The sequence below is a fragment of the Paraburkholderia sp. MM6662-R1 genome (genome assembly GCF_050436245.1).
Classification (GTDB): Bacteria; Pseudomonadota; Gammaproteobacteria; order Burkholderiales; family Burkholderiaceae; genus Paraburkholderia; species Paraburkholderia tuberum.
In genome coordinates this window covers 1,913,118-1,929,095 of the sequence record NZ_JBNDLV010000001.1, presented here as the reverse complement: position 1 = coordinate 1,929,095, position 15,978 = coordinate 1,913,118, and the positions used below count along the sequence as shown (strand labels likewise).

Annotated in this window: 15 protein-coding genes; 6 read left to right on the top strand and 9 right to left on the bottom strand. The window is 65.4% G+C overall.

The window, feature by feature from the left end:
- Position 1: 1 nt before the first annotated feature.
- Both OKW39_RS09105 and OKW39_RS09100 read left to right on the top strand, forming a co-directional pair.
- Positions 2 to 328, top strand: coding sequence for an NAD(P) transhydrogenase subunit alpha (locus OKW39_RS09105; protein WP_018419437.1), 327 nt, complete (start codon positions 2 to 4; stop codon positions 326 to 328).
- Complete coding sequence (locus tag OKW39_RS09100) at positions 329 to 1,780, top strand: NAD(P)(+) transhydrogenase (Re/Si-specific) subunit beta (protein ID WP_090803056.1); 1,452 nt, start codon at positions 329 to 331, stop codon at positions 1,778 to 1,780.
- A 445-nt stretch (positions 1,781 to 2,225) separates the two neighbouring features.
- Here OKW39_RS09100 and OKW39_RS09095 read toward each other — a convergent pair whose 3' ends face one another.
- The 7 genes from OKW39_RS09095 to OKW39_RS09065 form a co-directional block, all read right to left on the bottom strand.
- Complete coding sequence (locus OKW39_RS09095; RefSeq protein WP_429294501.1) at positions 2,226 to 2,969, bottom strand: helix-turn-helix transcriptional regulator; 744 nt, start codon at positions 2,967 to 2,969, stop codon at positions 2,226 to 2,228.
- 40 nt (positions 2,970 to 3,009) lie between these two features.
- Positions 3,010 to 3,393 carry a VOC family protein gene (locus tag OKW39_RS09090; protein ID WP_184034560.1) on the bottom strand — a complete coding sequence of 128 codons (384 nt, stop codon included), beginning with the start codon at positions 3,391 to 3,393 and terminating at the stop codon, positions 3,010 to 3,012.
- A gap of 227 nt (positions 3,394 to 3,620) precedes the next feature.
- A complete protein-coding gene (locus tag OKW39_RS09085; RefSeq protein WP_429562468.1) occupies positions 3,621 to 4,907 on the bottom strand; it encodes a THUMP domain-containing class I SAM-dependent RNA methyltransferase in 1,287 nt (428 codons plus the stop codon).
- Positions 4,908 to 5,087: 180 nt separating this feature from the next.
- Positions 5,088 to 5,849, bottom strand: a complete 762-nt coding sequence (locus tag OKW39_RS09080; RefSeq protein WP_429562467.1) for a PqiC family protein — start codon at positions 5,847 to 5,849, stop codon at positions 5,088 to 5,090.
- Positions 5,846 to 7,507: an intermembrane transport protein PqiB gene (locus OKW39_RS09075; RefSeq protein WP_429562466.1), complete on the bottom strand. Its 1,662-nt coding sequence runs from the start codon at positions 7,505 to 7,507 to the stop codon at positions 5,846 to 5,848. Before OKW39_RS09075 ends, OKW39_RS09080 begins: the two co-directional genes overlap by 4 nt.
- Positions 7,500 to 8,150 carry a paraquat-inducible protein A gene (locus OKW39_RS09070; protein ID WP_429562465.1) on the bottom strand — a complete coding sequence of 217 codons (651 nt, stop codon included), beginning with the start codon at positions 8,148 to 8,150 and terminating at the stop codon, positions 7,500 to 7,502. The genes OKW39_RS09075 and OKW39_RS09070 overlap by 8 nt, the downstream gene beginning before the upstream one ends.
- 7 nt (positions 8,151 to 8,157) lie before the next feature.
- Positions 8,158 to 8,949 (bottom strand): paraquat-inducible protein A, encoded by a 792-nt coding sequence (locus OKW39_RS09065; protein ID WP_429562464.1) that lies wholly within the window; start codon positions 8,947 to 8,949, stop codon positions 8,158 to 8,160.
- A gap of 450 nt (positions 8,950 to 9,399) precedes the next feature.
- Between OKW39_RS09065 and OKW39_RS09060 the strand changes: the two genes are divergently transcribed.
- From OKW39_RS09060 to OKW39_RS09045, 4 genes are all read left to right on the top strand, one after another.
- Positions 9,400 to 9,960 carry a cytochrome b gene (locus OKW39_RS09060; RefSeq protein ID WP_184034542.1) on the top strand — a complete coding sequence of 187 codons (561 nt, stop codon included), beginning with the start codon at positions 9,400 to 9,402 and terminating at the stop codon, positions 9,958 to 9,960.
- Between the two features lie 8 nt (positions 9,961 to 9,968).
- Positions 9,969 to 10,532, top strand: coding sequence for a YceI family protein (locus OKW39_RS09055; protein ID WP_429356607.1), 564 nt, complete (start codon positions 9,969 to 9,971; stop codon positions 10,530 to 10,532).
- 111 nt (positions 10,533 to 10,643) lie between these two features.
- Positions 10,644 to 11,213: a YceI family protein gene (locus tag OKW39_RS09050; RefSeq protein ID WP_090805592.1), complete on the top strand. Its 570-nt coding sequence runs from the start codon at positions 10,644 to 10,646 to the stop codon at positions 11,211 to 11,213.
- A 265-nt stretch (positions 11,214 to 11,478) separates the two neighbouring features.
- On the top strand, positions 11,479 to 12,756 hold the full coding sequence (locus OKW39_RS09045) for an MFS transporter (protein WP_090803073.1): 1,278 nt from the start codon (positions 11,479 to 11,481) through the stop codon (positions 12,754 to 12,756).
- A gap of 96 nt (positions 12,757 to 12,852) precedes the next feature.
- On the opposite strand, the gene secF is transcribed toward OKW39_RS09045, so the two are convergent.
- Together secF and secD are read right to left on the bottom strand one after the other, a co-directional pair.
- Complete coding sequence (secF, locus tag OKW39_RS09040) at positions 12,853 to 13,803, bottom strand: protein translocase subunit SecF (protein ID WP_090803074.1); 951 nt, start codon at positions 13,801 to 13,803, stop codon at positions 12,853 to 12,855.
- Positions 13,804 to 13,821: 18 nt separating this feature from the next.
- Positions 13,822 to 15,921 carry a protein translocase subunit SecD gene (secD, locus tag OKW39_RS09035; RefSeq protein ID WP_090803076.1) on the bottom strand — a complete coding sequence of 700 codons (2,100 nt, stop codon included), beginning with the start codon at positions 15,919 to 15,921 and terminating at the stop codon, positions 13,822 to 13,824.
- Positions 15,922 to 15,978: the final 57 nt, after the last annotated feature.

Below are 15,978 nucleotides of genomic sequence, written 5' to 3'. Positions count from 1 at the left end.
GATGGAAGTCATCAATCACACGGTGATCAACCTGATCATCTTCGTGCTGGCGATCTACGTCGGCTATCACGTGGTCTGGAACGTCACGCCCGCGCTGCATACGCCGCTGATGGCGGTGACCAATGCGATCTCGGCGATCGTGATCGTCGGCGCGATGCTCGCGGCGGGTCTCACCGTCGGCAGCGCCGGCAAGTTCTTCGGCACGATCGCGGTGGCGCTCGCGGCCGTCAACGTGTTCGGCGGATTCCTCGTCACACGGCGAATGCTCGAGATGTTCAAGAAGAAAGAACCCAGGAAACTACCGGCTGGCGGCAAGGAGGGTACGTAAATGAGCCTGAACGTCGTCACGCTGCTGTATCTGGTCGCGTCGGTCTGCTTCATCCAGGCGCTCAAGGGGCTGTCCAATCCGAAGACCGCGCGCGTCGGCAATACCTTCGGCATGGTCGGCATGGCGATCGCGATTCTGACGACCATCGCGCTGATCTCGCGGCAGGCCGAAGTACTTGGCTCCAATCTCGGTCTCGGGCTCGGCCTGCTGCTGTTCGGGCTCGTGATCGGCGGCGCGATCGGCGCGTTCGTCGCCGCGCGCGTCGAGATGACCAAGATGCCTGAACTTGTCGCGGCGATGCACTCGCTGATCGGTCTCGCGGCCGTGTGCATCGCGTATGGGGTGGTGTCGGAGCCCGCCGCGTTCGGCCTCGTCGATCCCGACGTGCCGATCGAGGGCTTCCTGCCTTACGGCAACCGCATCGAACTGTTCATCGGCACGTTCGTCGGCGCGATTACTTTTAGCGGCTCGGTGATCGCGTTCGGCAAGCTGTCGGGCAAGTACAAGTTCCGGTTGTTTCAGGGTGCGCCGGTCGTCTACGGCGGCCAGCATCTGATCAACCTGATGCTCGCGCTCGCGATGCTCGGCTTCGGCGTCCTCTTCTTCCTCACGCAGTCGTGGCTGCCGTTCATCATCATGACGATCATCGCGTTCGTGCTCGGCGTGCTGATCATCATTCCGATCGGCGGCGCGGACATGCCGGTCGTCGTGTCGATGCTGAACTCGTACTCGGGCTGGGCGGCGGCGGGCATCGGCTTTTCGCTGAACAATCCGATGCTGATCATCGCCGGGTCGCTGGTGGGGTCGTCGGGTGCGATCCTGTCGTACATCATGTGCCGCGCGATGAACCGCTCGTTCTTCAACGTGATCCTCGGTGGCTTCGGCAACGAGCCGGGCGCGGCCGCGGGCGGCGCGGCGGAGCAGCGTCCGGTGAAATCGGGTTCGGCCGATGACGCGTCGTTCATGATGGGTAACGCGGAAACGGTCGTGATCGTGCCGGGCTACGGGCTGGCCGTCGCGCGCGCGCAGCATGCGTTGAAGGAGCTGACCGACAAGCTGGTCGAGAAGGGCATCGAGGTGAAGTACGCCATTCACCCGGTGGCCGGCCGCATGCCGGGTCACATGAACGTGCTGCTCGCCGAGGCCGAAGTGCCGTACGACATGGTGTACGAGATGGAGGACATCAACGGCGAGTTCGGCCAGGTCGACGTGGTGCTCGTGCTCGGCGCGAACGACGTGGTGAATCCGGCCGCGAAGAACGATCCGAAGTCGCCGATCGCGGGCATGCCGATCATCGAGGCGTACAAGGCGCGCACCGTGATCGTCAACAAGCGCTCGATGGCGGCGGGCTACGCCGGGCTCGACAACGACCTGTTCTACATGGACAAGACGATGATGGTGTTCGGCGACGCGAAGAAGGTGATCGAGGATATGGTGAAGGCGGTCGACTAGATCGCTAGCGGTGAACGACGCTTTACACGCTTTTCACTGAGCAAGTGAAGAAATTGGATACGCTCCAGCTCTTGCGACTCGAGCTGGAGGACCACCTTGCGTTGCTCGCTCTCGATAAGGAGAGCGAGCATAAGTGAGCCGCTGTCGGGGGATTTTTCGCGGACGCGAAAAATTTCGCGTCGGGTCAATGCCGGTAACTGGACTTACCGGAATGCGTTTTACCTGCGATAACCGCCTGGATCGCCAGGCACCCCGGCCGTAAGCCTGATGCGGCGGGCTTTCATAGTGAGCTTGACCCAATGACCATCAACGCATCTACATGGACAAGACGATGATGGTGTTCGGCGACGCGAACAAGGTGATCGAGGATATGGTGAAGTCGGTCGAGTAGCTCGTTAGCGGTAAACAGACCATGAGATCGCGGTGCGTCGCGCCGCGATCCTTTTCATATTTTCGGCCTCGCGTTTACGTGCCGCAGCAGATCCGCGAGCCGCCTGCCTTCCTGATCCGGATACGTCTCGAGCACTTCGAGATCGCGCATCTTCTCCAGTCCGAAGTTGCGGAAATCAGCACGCAGCTCGCACCATGCGCCGAGCGTCCAGCGCGCGCCCCAGTACGCGAGCGCGAGCGGCCAGACGCGGCGCTCGGTGTCGGCGCCGTTGGCGTCGGTGTACGCGAAGCGCACCACCTGGCGCGCATCGATCGCGCGATGCAGCGAGTCGAGCTGCGTCGAAAAATCCCCCTTGATGTGAAACGACGGCGCGAAGATCGCGAGCCGTTCGAGCGTCGCGCGCTTGTCGGCGGGCATCGCCGATGCGATTTTGGCCAGCGCGCCCCGCGCGCCGCTCGCGAAGCCCGCGCCACCCCATGATTCGAGCATGCGCGCGCCGGCGGCGAGCGCGGCGAGTTCGTCGGCGGTGAAGGTCAGCGGCGGCAGACTTGCCGAGCGCGACAGTCGATAACCGATGCCCGCTTCGCCTTCGATCGGCACCCCTGACAATTGCAGATCGCGCACGTCGCGATAGACCGTGCGCGGCGAGATGTTCAGCCAGTCGGCTAGTTGCTGCGCGGTGGTCAGGCGCCGGCCGCGCAGCAGCTCGGCGATCTGGAACAGGCGGTCGGCGCGGCGCGTCATCGTGGGCGTCGGGTAGAGGAGGAAGGGGACGGTCCCGCGATGATAGCGCCGCATGGCGGCCTTCGGTCGGGGCGCGGCGACTTCAGGTGCGCGCTTAGCCGTTGGTGCGCGAATGCAGGCCGAGGCGGTTGCCTTCGGTATCGGTGAAGAACGCGATATAGCCGATGTCCTGCGGCAGCTTGATCACCGGGCCGTCGGTCTTGCCGCCCGCCCGTTCGATGCGCGCAAGCGCCGCGTCGACGGTGGGCAGCGCGTTCAGGTAGACGGTGACGCCGTCGACGCCGGGTGTCATCGACGGATTGTGGACGATCGCGCCGCCGGTCGCGGGCTCCTCGTAGCTGAACACGGCGATCGGCTGGCCGCCGATCTCCTGTCGATTCAACGGGGCGTCGAGCGCGGCTTCGTAAAAGCGCACCGCGCGATCGAAATCGACCGACGGGATTTCGAACCAGGCAACGAGTTTGGGCAATGCGGACATGACACTCTCCTTCGGTTGGCAGTAGGCCGTTCAAGCGCCGGATGGCGTGAGAAGGAGTGTGCGGGGGTGCTGCTGACAGCGTGGTGGCAGTAGGGTGGGGAAAGGCGGCAGCCTCACTCCACCGGCAACTGAAACATCCCCACCACATCGCTCATGCGCGTGGCCTGCTTTTCGAGCGACGCGATGACGACAGGGCGACGACAGCGCGCCGCCCGACCGACGCAGCCTCAGCCCGCCTGCGTATCGCCCTGCGGACGCTGCCGCACGCTGCCCGCGATCAGATCGAAGCGGAACAGCCGGCATTCGAGCGCACCGTTGAACAGCGGCGTCTTCGTCGATTCGCGCAGCCGCAGTTGCCCCGGAAGCTTGCGATCCGATGTCAGGATGAACGCATGCCATCCGGCAAAGCGCTGCTTCAGCGCATTGCCGAGCAACTGGAAAAACTCGCTGTCCGGCGCTTCTTCCTGAATGCGGCGGAAGCCGTCGTCGTCGCGATTGCCGCGGCCTTCGCGAAGCTCGCCGCGCGCATTGCGGCCGCGCACTTCGATCCGCTCGCCATACGGCGGATTCGCGACGAGGATGCCCGGCGCCGAGCCAGGCGGCGTCATGTCGCGCGCATCGAGCTGCTTGAGCGAAATGGGCGGCAAGCCGGCGCGCTCGAAGTTCGCGCGCGCTTTTTCGAGCATGTCGCCGGAGATGTCGCTGCCGAAAATCTCCAGATCCGCGCCGCGCGAGCCGCGCGCCGCATTTTTCGCCTCGAGCGCGGCGCCCTTCAGCGCTTGCCAGCTCCGCGCGTCGAACTGTTTGAGCTTCTCGAAGCCGAAGCGCCGCTCGACGCCCGGCGCGATGTTCAACGCGACCTGCGCCGCTTCCGCGAGGAACGTGCCGCTGCCGCACATCGGATCGTAGAGCGGCGTGTCGGCCTGCCAGCCAGTCAGACGCAAAATGCCAGCCGCGAGGTTTTCGCGCAGCGGCGCCGCGCCCTTGTCGAGACGCCAGCCGCGCTTGAATAGCGGATCGCCGGAAGTGTCGAGGTACAGCGTGCAGTCGGTCGCGCTCAGGAACGCGAACACGCGCACGTCGGGCATCGCGGTGTCGACGCTCGGCCGCGCGCCGCTTTTTTCGCGCAGACGATCGCAGATCGCGTCCTTCACGCGCAGCGTCGTGAACTCGAGACTGCGCAGCGGCGACTTGATCGCGGTGACGTCGACGCGCAGCGTCTCGTGCGCGGAGAACCACTGCTCCCAGCGCTGCTCGAGCGCGAGCGCATAGATGTCCTGCTCGCTGCGGTAAGGCCGCTCCGCGATTTTCAGCAGCACGCGGCTCGCGAGACGCGAGTGCAGATTGGCGGCCATGCCGGCGGCCCAGCCGCCGCGAAAATGCACGCCGCCCGGTACCTGGGCGCCGGCCGTGAAGGCGGCGCCGTTCAGATGTTTGACGGCAATTTCGGCGAGTTCGGCCGCGAGCGGAGCTTCGAGCCCGCGCGGGCAAGGAAGGAAGAAATCGAAGGACATTGAGGTTGCCGCAAGGCGTTGGATAAGGCGCTATTGTACGCGGTCGAGATCGACGGGCCGGCACGATCGGCGCGCCGGGCCGTCGTCTGTCGTCGCGTCATCTCGCCTCGCGTCCCGCTTTGGCCGGCGACGCCCGCCGGCATGCGGACACCGTTGAGCTCGCCGCGCCAGCCGGGCCTGTCAGGCGCCGGCTCCCGCGGCCGTTCCCGCCGAAGGACAGGGCGGCACGGCCGGCGCCGCGGCGGGTCTGGCCGAAGACGAAGGCCGGCCCGTCGTGTTCGTGGAAGCGACGGCAGTTGCCGCCATCGCGCGCACGCCCATCGCGATCTGTGTCGACACTTCCGCGAGCGCGCGCCGATGTCCATCGACGAGCGCGTCGTACCCGCCGCCAACCGTCTCGCGGACCACGCTGCGACACGTCATCACCGCATTGCTGCGCACGGCCCGCACGCTCCACACCGCATCGATCAACACATGCGAGCCGGGCCACGACTCGAAGCGCTGCACGTTCATGGCGATCCGGTAGACGGCCGCGTCGTCGGGGTGCGCGGTGCCGAACGTATCGATGGTGCCGAGCTGCTGGGTCAGATTCGTCGACAGCGCGCGGCGGATTTCATCGCCGGGCAGCGACGCCCAACGCTCCTGTTCGAGCAACTGCACCTGAGTCGGCCCGGTCTGCACGACCAGCTGATTTCTGGCCACCTGCGGCGGCACGTTGACCGGCGCGACTTCGATCAGCCAGGCAGGCGCGGCGCTCGTGCGCGCGACGGCCGGCGCGGCGCCGTTCGCGGCGGTGCTTGCGCTATCCGCGCCACCCAGCGTATAGAAACGGCTCGACGGCGACGAGCACGCCGCGATGGCGAGAGCCGCAGCCAGTGCGGTGCCGTACGCGACGCCGCGTACGAGCGCGCGCGGCGGACGGGGGAGCCGGGCAAACATCATGGTTTATCTCCTGATTTACCGCGCAACAGCGATTCGGGATGACGCTCGAGGTAGTCCGACAGCGCGTTCAGCGACTGCAACGTGCGCGTCAGTTCCTGCAACGCCTGATGAACGTCGGACTGCATCGGCGAATCCTGCTGCAAGGTTGCCTGGGCCGAACTGAAGGTCTGCTTCGCGGCCGTCAGCGTGTCGCGCGCCTGCGGCACGACTTCCTTGTCGAGACGCGAGAACAGCTGGTCGGCGTTCTTCAGCGCGGTGTTCAGATTCGCGCCGATCTGGTCGAACGGCACCTTGTCGAGCTTCTTCGCGATGTCGGCGACCTGCAGCTGCAATTCGTCGAGCGTGTTCGGAATGGTCGGCAGCTCGAGCGGATCGGTCGTCACGTCGACCTTGGCCGGCGCCGCTTTCGGGAAGATATCGAGCGCCACGTACAGCTGGCTCGTGATCAGGTTGCCGGTGCGCAACTGGCCGCGCAGGCCGTGCCTGACGAGTTCCTGCATCAGGTTCTCGCCGGCGAGCGTGCCCGGCTGCGGCGAGCTCTCGCGGAAGCGCTTGCCGAGGCGGTCCGGGTACACGTTCATCGTGACCGGCATCGTGAAGCTCTGCGTCTTCGGATCGTAGTCGATGCCGATATTGGTCACCTGGCCGAGCACGATGCCGCGGAAATCGACCGGCGCGCCGATCGACAGCCCGCGCAGCGACTGGTTGAAGTTCATCACGACGCGCAAGGCCACGCCGTCCGGTTCGCGCATCGCGTCCGCTTCGTCCGAGCCGAGGCGGAAGGTCTGGTTGTTCGGCGCCTGCGGGCCCATGTTCTGGCCGGGCGGCGACTGGAAAGACAGACCGCCGACGATCACCGTCGCGAGCGACTGCGTATTCAGCTTGAAGCCGCTCGAATCGAGCCGCAGATCGACGCCGCTCGCATGCCACCAGCGCGTATTGGTGCCGACGTACTGGTCGAACGGCGCCGACACGAACACCCGCATCGTCACGCCGGTGCCGTCCCTGTCGAGCGAGAAGCCGACCACCTGACCGACCTGCACGCGCCGGTAGAAGATCGGCGAGCCGATGTCGATCGAGCCGAGCGAATCGCCGTGCAGCGTGTACTGGTGGCCTTTCTGGTCGCCGGTGATGGGCGGCGGCGTTTCGAGGCCGACGAAGTTGCTCTCGCTTTCGGTCGAGCGGCCCGCGTCGGCGCCGATGTACGAGCCCGACAGCAGCGTGGTCAGACCCGACACGCCGCTCGCGCCGATGCGCGGACGCACCACCCAGAAGCGCGAGTCCTTGACCGCGAACTTTCCGCCTTCCTTGGTGAGCTGCACCTGCACGAGCACGTGCGACAGATCCGGCGACAGCGTGATCGTCTTCACCGCGCCCACGTCGACGTCCTTGTACTTGACCTTGGTCTTGCCCGGCTCGAGGCCTTCCGCGCTGATGAAGCTGATCGTGATCACGGGTCCGCGCTCGGTCACCGACCTGATCACGAGCGCGATGCCGATCAGCGCGGCGATCAGCGGAATCACCCAGACGAGCGACGGCAGCCAGCGGCTGCGTGGCTCGATCTCGGGGTCGGGCAGTTGGGGCGGCAGTCTGGGTCCGTTCGAATCGTTGCGCGGCGCGTCATCGGAGGCGGGCGTCGGTCCTTGCGGGCTAGTCATGGTCGAGATCCTGAGGTGTTGGGGTACGGCTTTCCACGGGGTCCCAGATGAGGCGTGGATCGAATTGCAGGGAGGCCAGCATCGTCAGGATCACGACCGAGCCGAACGCGATCGCGCCCGGCCCGGCCGTGATCTCGGCCAACGATTTGAAACGCACGAGCGCCACGGTGAGCGTGACGACGAACACGTCGAGCATCGACCAGCGGCCGATCCGCTCGACCATCCGGTACAGCGTCGTGCGCTGTTGCGGACGCCAGCGCGAGCGGCGCTGCGCGGTGGCGGTGAGCAGCACGAGCACCGAGAGCTTCAGCATCGGCACCAGGATGCTGGCGATGAATACGATCATCGCGAGCGGCCAGTCGCCGGAGGTCCAGAAATAGACGACGCCGCTCATGATGGTGTCGTCCTCGGAGCCGAGCAGCGACGACGTGTGCATCACCGGCAGCAGGTTCGCCGGGATATACAGCAGCGCCGCGGCGATCAGCAGTGCCCATGTGCGCATCAGGCTGTCGGGGTTGCGCGAGTGCAGATGCGCGCCGCAGCGGCCGCAGTGCTGCGGCGTGACCGAGCGGATGCACGGTTCGACGCGCCCGCACGAATGGCAGGACAGCAGGCCCGCGCGTTTCGCGGTGACGTATTTCATCGCGGGCTCATCCTTCGCGCGGCGTGGGCGGCAAGCCGGGCGGGGTGCCGTCCGCCGTGCTGTTGGTTGCGCCACCAGCGCTGCCGCTGGTCGAGCCCGCGACGCGCGCGGACGGCGACGGCGGACCGGCGAGCGAGCCGACCGCGACCGCCGCGCTGTCGGCCGACGTGCGCGGCAACGGCCGCTCGCCGCTCGCGTCGATCTCGTCGGCGACATCCCACAGCACGCGCGGATCGAATGTGACGACGACCGCGAACATCAGCGTCAGCGCGCCGAACGCGAACAGCGCCGCCTCGGGAATCACGCGCGCGAGGCTCACCATCTTCACGATCGTGATCAGCACGCCGAGCATGAACACTTCGATCATGCCCCACGGCCGCACGAACTGGATCGCGCGCAGCACGCGATTGAAGTGCGCGGGCACGTAGCCGGCGCGTAGCGGCACCAGCACGTACAGCAGCGCGACGAGTTCGGTGAACGGAAAGAGGATCGTCGAGCAGAACACCATCACGGCGACGATCTGCATGTTCTCGCCCCACAGCGCGACGAGCGCGCCGAACAGCGTAGTCTGTGATGTGATGCCGTTGGTTTCGAGTTCGACGATCGGAAAGCCCTGCGCGATCACGAACGTGATCAGCGCGGCGAGCGTCAGTGCGCAGATCGCGTCGAGCTTGCGCGAGACGCCGCGATAGAGCGTCGCGCCGCAGCGCGGACAACGCGCGGCGACGCGCCCGACAAGCCGTGGCTTGCGGAACAGCGTATCGCATTCATGGCACGCGATCAGGTTGTCATGTTCCATGCGGCAGATGGGCTAACGACGTAGTAGCGGCGTGCAAGGCCTGCTCGTTACGAGGGGTCGGGCGGCGGTGAGCAGCAATAGTACCAAACGCGGCCTCGCGACCGAGGCGAGCCGCGCGCGGCGCGGGGCGTGGCGCCGTCCCCGCCGCGCGCTGGTCCGGGCCTGAGATGGCGTCGCTTCGGGGCTTTCCGTCCCCGAATCGTTCAACGCAAGGGCGGTGACGCGGCGCCCTGGGGCCATTGCAGCGCAAAATTCGGGCCTGTTCCGCCGACGCGCTCCAGCCAGCTTTTCGCGCTTGGGGTAGCATGGCGCCCGTGGCATGCCCGGCGGCCTTTTGTGGCGATGATGTCCGCCGCATCGGCCGCGCACGCCGCGCCGATGCGCGGCGGCGATCGCGGAATAGCTGGCCGCGGCGCGCCGTTAACTTCTATTAGCCTGCGTTGATCTGTCATGACACTCAATCCATCGTTCGGTACCCGGGAGTCGTACACGCGGACCGCCATCGCGTTTCACTGGCTGATCGCACTGCTGATCGTCTGCGGCTTTGCGCTCGGCTGGGTGATGACCGACATCCCGGGCTTCACGCCCACCAAGCTGCGCTATTTCTCGTGGCACAAATGGATCGGCGTGACCGTGTTCGCGCTCGCGATCGTGCGCATCCTGTGGCGCGCGACCCACGCCTCGCCGCCGATGCCGCGCCGCATGCCTACCTGGCAGCGTGGCGCCGCGCATCTCACACATCTGTTGCTGTACGTGCTGATGATCGTGATTCCCGTGTCCGGCTATCTGTATAGCTCGGCGGCGAACGTGCCGGTCGTCTACCTCGGGCTGATTCCGCTGCCGCGGATCATCGCGCCCGATCCGCACCTGAAGGAAGTGCTGAAGAACCTGCACATCGCGTTGAATTACACGTTGCTCGTGCTGGTCGCGCTACACACCGCGGCGGCGCTCAAGCATCAATGGCTCGATCGCGACGGCCTGCTGTCGCGCATGCTCCCTTTCCTCAAATAAGGACAACCATGAAGGGTTCGTTTTATCGCTACATGCTGGCCGCGTTCGCAGCGGCGTCGCTGAGCGCCGCGGGCGCGGCGCTCGCGCAGGTCGACGTCGCGAAGAGTTCGGTGACGGCTACCTCGAAGCAGATGAACGTGCCGGTCGAAGGCAAGTTCAACAAGTTCACCGCGCAGGTCAGCTTCGATCCGGCCAAACCGACGGCCGGCAGCGCGCAGCTCAACATCGACGTCGCCAGCTACGATCTCGGCGACGAGAGCTACAACGAGCAGGTGCGCGGCAAGGAATGGTTCGACGCGAAGACCTTTCCGAGCGCGACGTTCGTGTCGAGCGCGATCGCGCCGGCCGGCGGCAACCAGTTCAAGGTGACCGGTAAGCTGACCATCAAGGGCAAGTCGGAGACGGTCGTGGTGCCGGTCACGGTCGGCCAGCAGGGCGCGATGCAGACCTTCGACGGCGCGCTGCCGATCAAGCGCTCGCAGTTCGACATCGGCACCGGCGAATGGAAGGACACATCGGTCGTCGCCGACGAGGTCGTGATCAAGTTTCATATCGTCGCCGCGCGCAAGTAACGCGCTCGGCGCTCGCGAGGTCCGCCGCGCCACATGGGGCGCGGCCGCTTTCCCACCGCAGGTTGCACCGCGATTTTCAACGCAATACAGGAGCACGAATTGAAATCGTCCATATTGATCGCTGTTGGCGCGCTGGCTTCGTCGCTATCGCTCGGCGCCTTCGCCGCCGATACCTATCTGCTTGATCCGATGCATACGTTTCCGAGCTTCGAGGCCGACCACTTTGGCGGTCTGTCGATCTGGCGCGGCAAATTCACGAAGACCACGGGAACGGTGACGCTCGATCGCGCGGCCAAAACCGGCACCGTCGACGTCACCGTCGATCCCGCTTCGGTTCAGACCGGTAACCCGAAGCTCGACGATCACCTGAGGGCCGCCGAGTTCTTCGACGTCGAGAAGTATCCGACCGTGACCTACAAGGGCACCGAGATCAAGTTCGACGGCGACAAGCCCGTCGAGGTGATCGGCACGCTGACGATTCGCGGCATCACGAAGCCGGTGAATCTGAAGATCGATTCGTTCAAGTGCATGCAGCACCCGGTCCTCAAGCGCGAAGTCTGCGGCGTCGAGGCGAGCACCGAATTCAATCGCGCCGATTACGGCATGGACTTCGGCGCGAAGTACGGCTTCAGCATGCAGACGCGCCTGCATATCCAGTCGGAAGGTATTAAGCAGCAGTAGGCGCGCCGCTGTTGCGATTCGATCCGCGCTGCGCTGCAATACGAAAACCGCTTTGGTCGTTCACCGACGAAGCGGTTTTTTGTCGCCCGTTGCAAACGCCTCGGCCATGGTGGCGCGCCTCGGCCATTTGTCGCTCGCATCGCCTTTATTTTTTCAGTTAAATAGAGCGCAAGCAGTCATGCCGGTGCTGCGCGTTGCCGGGATGGCCTGGGCGGACGTTATGCGTTCGTGTCGATAAATATTTCGCGCAGTACAGGAGATCTGGATGAATGCAACGACAGCAGCAAGCGTCGCGGGAGGCCGGCAGAATTCGTGGCGCGCGGTGGTGGCCGCCTCGATCGGCAACGCGCTCGAATGGTTCGATCTCGTGGTGTACGGCTTTTTCGCCGTGACCATCTCCAAGCTGTTTTTTCCGGTCGGCAACGAGACCGTATCGCTGCTGCTCACGCTCGGCACGTTCGGCGTGTCATTCTTCATGCGGCCGCTCGGCGCGATCGTGATCGGCGCGTACTCGGACCGCGCCGGGCGCAAGGGGGCGCTCACGCTTTCCATCCTGCTGATGATGAGCGGCACGCTGATCATCGCAATTTTGCCGACCTACCAGAGCATCGGTCTCGCCGCGCCGCTGATCCTCGTGCTCGCGCGGCTGATGCAAGGCTTCTCGGCCGGCGGCGAATTCGGCAGCGCGACTGCGTTTCTCGCCGAGCACGTGCCGGGCCGGCGCGGCTTCTACGCGAGCTGGCAGATGGCGAGCCAGGGTCTGACGACGCTGCTCGCGGCCGGTTTCGGCGCGTTGCTGACCGGCCAGCTGTCGCCGGAACAGATGGCATCGTGGGGCTGGCGCGTGCCGTTCTTCTTCGGTCTGCTGATCGGGCCCGTTGCGTTCTACATCCGCACCAGGCTCGACGAGACGCCCGAATTCCTCGCCGCCGAAACGACGCAGACGCCGCTGCGCGATACGTTCGCGACGCAGAAGCTGCGGCTCGTGATCGCGATGGGCGTGGTGATCCTCGGGACCGTGTCCGCGTATCTGATGCTGTTCATGCCGACCTATGGCGTGCGGCAACTGGGGCTCGCGCCGTCGGTCGCGTTCTCGGCGATCGCGGTGACGGGTCTGATCCAGATGGTGTTCTCGCCGGTGGCCGGGCATTGGTCGGACCTGCATGGACGCACACGCATCATGCTGGGCGCGGCCGTGCTGCTGTTCGTGCTCGTCTATCCGGCGTTCGCGTTCCTGATCGCGCATCCGAGCTTCGGCACGCTGATCGTCTGGCAGATCGTGTTCGGTTTTCTCGTCAGCGGCTACTTCGGCGCGACGCCGGGACTGCTGTCGGAGATATTCCCGGTGCAGACGCGCACGACCGGCATGTCGCTCGCGTATAACATCGCGGTGACGATCTTCGGCGGCTTCGGGCCGTTCATCATCGCGTGGCTGATCAGCGCGACCGGTTCGAAGGCAGCGCCGAGCTACTACGTGATGTTTGCCGCGCTGCTGAGCATCGCGGCGCTGATCGGCGCACGGCGCAAGCTGGGGTTCCGCTAGGAACGAGGCGGTAACGACGGCGTACGTAAACGCAAAAGGCCGGTTCGACAGAACCGGCCTTTTTTATTGTGCGCATCCTCAGCGGTTACGCGCGCATCAAACCTGGGCGCCCGCGTTCGGATCGTCCGGATCGACGCGTTCCTTCTTGTCCTTGATCAGGTCTTCGCGCTTGACGCCGAACCACATGGCAAGAGCCGCGGCGACGAACACCGACGAGTAGATACCGAACAGAATACCGACCGTCAGCGCGAGCGCGAAGTAGTGCAGCGTCGGGCCGCCGAACAGGAACATCGACAGCACCATCATCTGCGTACAGCCGTGCGTGATGACGGTTCGCGACATCGTGCTGGTGATTGCGTGGTTGATCACTTCGATCACGGTCATCTTGCGTTCGCGGCGGAAGGTTTCGCGAATCCGGTCGAAGATAACGACCGACTCGTTGACCGAATAGCCGAGCACCGCGAGCACCGCGGCCAGCACCGACAGCGAGAACTCCCACTGGAAGAACGCGAAGAAGCCGAGAATGATGACGACGTCGTGCAGGTTGGCGATCACGCCGGCGATCGCGTACTTCCATTCGAAGCGGAACGACAGGTAGATCACGATGCCGGCCACCACGCAGGCGAGTGCAAGCAGACCGTCGGTGGCGAGCTCCTTGCCGACCTGCGGACCGACGAACTCGACGCGCTGCAACTGCACTTCCGGCGTGTCGGCCTTCAGCGCGCCCATCACCTGGTCGCTCTGCTGCGCGGACGTGTAGCCCGTCTTCAGCGGCAGACGGATCAGTACGTCGCGCGAGGTGCCGAAGTTCTGCACCTGCGCGTCGGCATAGCCGAGCTTGCCGAGTGTGTTACGCACCGGGTCGAGCGGCACCGCGCCCGGATACTGCACTTCGATCACGGTACCGCCGGTGAATTCCACCGACAGATGCAGCCCGCGATGCACGAGGAAGAACACGGCGGCGAGGAAGGTGATCAGCGAGATCGCGTTGAAGATCAACGCGCGCTGCATGAACGGAATGTCTTTACGGAAACGGAAAAATTCCATGGTCTTGTTCTCCGGGACTCAGCGGGATGAACCCGGTTTTTGCCGCGTCGAGTCATTCGACGTCGGCGTGCCCGGCGCATTGCGGCGACGCACGGTCGGTTTCGAGCGACCCTGCGCGCCGGCCGCGGCCGGTGCCTTCGAGCTTGCCTTCGCTTTCGCCTTCGCCTTCGCCGTGGCGATGGCCTGCGCGGTGTCGGTCGCGGCGTCGCTGCCGCCGAGGGTGTTGCCGGCATACGCGGCCGAGCCTGCCGCCGCCGTTTGCGGACGCCACACCTGGCCGATCGACAGCGACTTCAGCTTCTTCTTGCCGCCGTACCAGAAGTTGACCAGGCCGCGCGAGAAGAACACCGCCGAGAACATCGACGTCAGAATGCCGATACAGTGGACGATCGCGAAGCCGCGCACCGGACCGGAGCCGAACGCGAGCAGCGCGAGGCCGGCGATCAGCGTGGTCACGTTCGAGTCGAGAATCGTCGCCCATGCATGCGCGTAGCCGTTCTGGATGGCCAGTTGCGGCGGCGCGCCGTGGCGCAGTTCCTCGCGCACGCGCTCGTTGATCAGCACGTTCGCGTCGATCGCCATACCGAGCGCGAGCGCGATAGCGGCGATACCCGGCAGCGTGAGCGTGGCCTGCAGCATCGACAGGACCGCGACCAGCAGCAGCAGGTTCACGGACAGGCCGATCATCGAGATCACGCCGAACAGCATGTAGTACGCGCTCATGAATACGGCGATGGCCGCGAAGCCCCACACGACCGAGTGGAAGCCCTTCTTGATGTTGTCGGCGCCGAGGCTCGGGCCGATCGTGCGTTCCTCGATGATTTCCATCGGCGCGGCGAGCGAACCGGCGCGCAGCAGCAGCGCGAGGTCGGCGGCCGCTTGCGGGGTCGGCTGGCCGGTGATCTGGAAGCGGTCGCCCAGTTCCGACTGAATCGTCGCGACGGTCAGCACTTCGCCCTTGCCGTGCTCGAACAGCACCATCGCCATTGGCTTGCCGATGTTGTCACGCGATACCGCGCGCACCGCGCGGCCGCCGGCCGAGTCGAGACGGATATTGACCGTCGGACGCTGATGCTCGTCGAAGCCCGCCGACGCGTCGATGATGCGGTCGCCGGTGAAGATCACCTGCTTGCGCAGCAGCACCGGCGTCTGGTTGCCTTGCGTGAAGAGTTCATCGCCCGGCGGCACCGGCTCGTTCGGGTTCGGATGCGTGTTGACCGGATCGGCGAGGCGCGCTTCGAGCGTCGCCGTACGGCCGATGATGTCCTTCGCCTTCGCGGTGTCCTGCACGCCCGGCAGCTCGACGACGATGCGGTCCGTGCCCTGTTGCTGGATCACCGGCTCGGCCACGCCGAGTTCGTTCACGCGGTTATGCAGCGTCGTGATGTTCTGCTTGAGCGCGGCCTCCTGCACCTCGCGCTGCACGGCCGGCGTAAAGGTGCCGACGAGCTGCACGCCGCCGTCCGCCCCGGTGTTCGGCTGCGACGCCCACTGAAGTTCGCTGACGCTGCGGCTGAGCAGCTTGAGTGCCGCGTCCGCCGTGGCCTGGTCGGCCAGATTCACCACCACCGACTGGTTCACGCGATTCACGCCGCCGTCGCGCACGTTGTTGTCGCGCAGGAGCGTGCGCACGTCCGAGGCGTCCGAGTCGAGCTTCTTGTTCAGCGCGCCGGCCATGTCGACCTGCAGCAGGAAGTGCACACCGCCGCGCAGGTCGAGACCGAGGTACATCGGCAGCGCGCGCAGCGCGGTCATCCAGGTCGGCGACGCGCTTTGCAGGTTCAGTGCGACGACGTACTGCGGATCGTTCGGGTCGCTATTGAGCGACTTCTGCAGCAGGTCTTTCACGCGCAACTGCGTGTCCGTGTTCGTCAGGCGCACGCGGATGTTCGCGTTGTTCTGCGAGTTGTCGAACGTGATTGCGGTCGGCTTGATGTGATTGGCCGCGAGCGCGGCTTCGATCGACGCTAGCGTGGCGGCGTCGAGTCTGACCGTGGCCTTGCCGCTCGACACCTGCACCGCCGGCGCTTCGCCGTACAGATTGGGCAGCGTGTACACGAGGCCGATGACCAGAGCCACCAGCATCACGGCGTATTTCCAGAGGGGGTAGCGATTCATGAGTGGTCCAACGGGAAGGTTGGCTTGGATGCGATGCGTCCGGCGATGAGCGCGGGC

Excerpts from the sequence above, each read along its gene's own strand:
- OKW39_RS09105 (WP_018419437.1), top strand. The coding sequence starts at position 2 with ATGGAAGTCATCAATCACACGGTGATCAACCTGATCATCTTCGTGCTG.
- OKW39_RS09100 (WP_090803056.1), top strand. The coding sequence starts at position 329 with ATGAGCCTGAACGTCGTCACGCTGCTGTATCTGGTCGCGTCGGTCTGC.
- OKW39_RS09095 (WP_429294501.1), bottom strand. The coding sequence starts at position 2,969 with ATGCGGCGCTATCATCGCGGGACCGTCCCCTTCCTCCTCTACCCGACG.
- OKW39_RS09090 (WP_184034560.1), bottom strand. The coding sequence starts at position 3,393 with ATGTCCGCATTGCCCAAACTCGTTGCCTGGTTCGAAATCCCGTCGGTC.
- OKW39_RS09085 (WP_429562468.1), bottom strand. The coding sequence starts at position 4,907 with ATGTCCTTCGATTTCTTCCTTCCTTGCCCGCGCGGGCTCGAAGCTCCG.
- OKW39_RS09080 (WP_429562467.1), bottom strand. The coding sequence starts at position 5,849 with ATGATGTTTGCCCGGCTCCCCCGTCCGCCGCGCGCGCTCGTACGCGGC.
- OKW39_RS09075 (WP_429562466.1), bottom strand. The coding sequence starts at position 7,507 with ATGACTAGCCCGCAAGGACCGACGCCCGCCTCCGATGACGCGCCGCGC.
- OKW39_RS09070 (WP_429562465.1), bottom strand. The coding sequence starts at position 8,150 with ATGAAATACGTCACCGCGAAACGCGCGGGCCTGCTGTCCTGCCATTCG.
- OKW39_RS09065 (WP_429562464.1), bottom strand. The coding sequence starts at position 8,949 with ATGGAACATGACAACCTGATCGCGTGCCATGAATGCGATACGCTGTTC.
- OKW39_RS09060 (WP_184034542.1), top strand. The coding sequence starts at position 9,400 with ATGACACTCAATCCATCGTTCGGTACCCGGGAGTCGTACACGCGGACC.
- OKW39_RS09055 (WP_429356607.1), top strand. The coding sequence starts at position 9,969 with ATGAAGGGTTCGTTTTATCGCTACATGCTGGCCGCGTTCGCAGCGGCG.
- OKW39_RS09045 (WP_090803073.1), top strand. The coding sequence starts at position 11,479 with ATGAATGCAACGACAGCAGCAAGCGTCGCGGGAGGCCGGCAGAATTCG.
- secF (WP_090803074.1), bottom strand. The coding sequence starts at position 13,803 with ATGGAATTTTTCCGTTTCCGTAAAGACATTCCGTTCATGCAGCGCGCG.
- secD (WP_090803076.1), bottom strand. The coding sequence starts at position 15,921 with ATGAATCGCTACCCCCTCTGGAAATACGCCGTGATGCTGGTGGCTCTG.